Raw genomic sequence first — 1,687 nt, 5'->3', positions numbered from 1 at the left:
GCTTTCTATTATGCCATCAACTTAGCCAGACAATTGTCTGAGTATTTATACTGATTGCAAAAGTGGGATGCTCCCATGGAGACGTACCATTATATCTGAAAATAGATGACGGAAACGCCGATGATAAAAGTGTCTTTGTGTCAAGATTGAAAGAGTTTAAAAATCAGTGGACATTTGACGGAATCTGTGTAGCAGATAGTGCCTTATACACAGCAGAAAATTTGTCAGCAATGGCAGGAATGAAATGGATAACCAGAGTGCCGTTAAGCATAAAAGAAGCTCAAAATAAAATCTGCAACATAGAAGATAGTGACTGGGAAGATTCTCAAATAAAAGGCTATAAAATAGCAGCCAGAACCAGTGAGTATGGCAACATCAAGCAAAGATGGCTAGTCATAGAAAGTGAAATCAGAAAACAAGCAGATCTTAAAAAAATAGTCAAACAAGTAGAGAAACAGTTAGAATCCGCCAAAATCTCACTGCGTAAGCTATCCAGGCAAGACTTTGCTTGTATTACTGATGCAGAAGTTGCAATAAAAAAGTTATCAAACTCATGAAAATATCACCAAATAACAGAGATTAACTGCCAAGAAAAGCCAGTTAAAACAACAAAAATAAAGCTCAAAGAATCGAGCGAGACACAGACAATAGTCTATCAAGTAACAGGTGAAATAGAACCCCGAATTTCAGCAATCGAAGCGGAAAAAGTCAAAGCTGGGAGATTTATATTAGCCACAAATATTTTAGAGCCTAAAGTAGTGAGCAATTCACAGGTATTATCGGAATACAAAGCGCAGCAAAGTAATGAGAGAGGATTTAGATTTATCAAAGATCCGTTATTTTTTACTTCCAGCGTATTCGTGAAAAAGCCGGAGCGAGTTGAAGCAATCGGAATGATAATGGGACTGTGTTTGTTAGTGTATAATTTAGCGCAAAGGAAATTGAGACAACAATTAGAAGCTACCAATGAGCAAGTGAAAAATCAGGTAAAGAAATTGACCGATAAACCGACAATGCGCTGGATATTTCAGGTGTTTCAGGCTGTGCACTTAGTGACGATAAATGGCTCGAAGCAGGTCAGCAATTTAACCCAAGAACACCAAGATATCTTGCGGCATTTAGGAGAGTATTGCTGTCAATACTATTTAATATTTTCAAGTGAATAACGATTGCGATCGAGGTGTAGATATTTGTGAATAATTTTCATTAATTAGTCAAGACAATTTGCTCTTGGCATAAGTTTCCTTGCTTCAAAATATGAGCAACCGCGCTAAAATAGCAACATGAATATATGAAAAAAAGCCAATTATTTCAACTTACTTAGTTTAAGTAAATTTGACAAGCTTCTGTAATGCTAAAACTGTATAATTTCAGCCTAAAAGCGTTTGGCTTCCAAGTTTTCACAACTGATAAAGAAATCCGACCGACATCTGCGGAATGTGGGGTAGAACTGCACCGCTACCTAATTGATGCTGAAAGAGATCGTCTGAGAGCTGATTATAATTTCGATCCAAATATAACAGAAACCGATGCCGAACAACTGATATCGCGGACAGAATACTTTCTCAATTTTGTGATCGCTAATAGACCTCTTGCAAAATAATTTTATGATACTCCTTTCCCGCTCAAAGAGTACAGAAAATGCTATAGTAAAAAAAAGCGAGGAAAATATCAATGAATCTGAGCC

General features: G+C 36.8%; 1 protein-coding gene and 1 pseudogene. Both read left to right on the top strand.

The genetic code is table 11. The annotated features are described in order from the left end of the window. Positions 1 to 74: 74 nt before the first annotated feature. Positions 75 to 1,166 (top strand): annotated as a pseudogene (locus QUA36_RS31160) (IS1634 family transposase); the annotation flags it as partial. A gap of 185 nt (positions 1,167 to 1,351) precedes the next feature. After that, positions 1,352 to 1,603 carry a hypothetical protein gene (locus QUA36_RS31155; RefSeq protein WP_333460157.1) on the top strand — a complete coding sequence of 84 codons (252 nt, stop codon included), beginning with the start codon at positions 1,352 to 1,354 and terminating at the stop codon, positions 1,601 to 1,603. Positions 1,604 to 1,687: the final 84 nt, after the last annotated feature.

The organism is Microcoleus sp. Pol10D4 (assembly GCF_036701555.1).
In the GTDB taxonomy this organism is placed as follows: Bacteria; Cyanobacteriota; Cyanobacteriia; order Cyanobacteriales; family Microcoleaceae; genus Microcoleus.
This window is presented reverse-complemented; position numbering and strand designations above follow the sequence as displayed.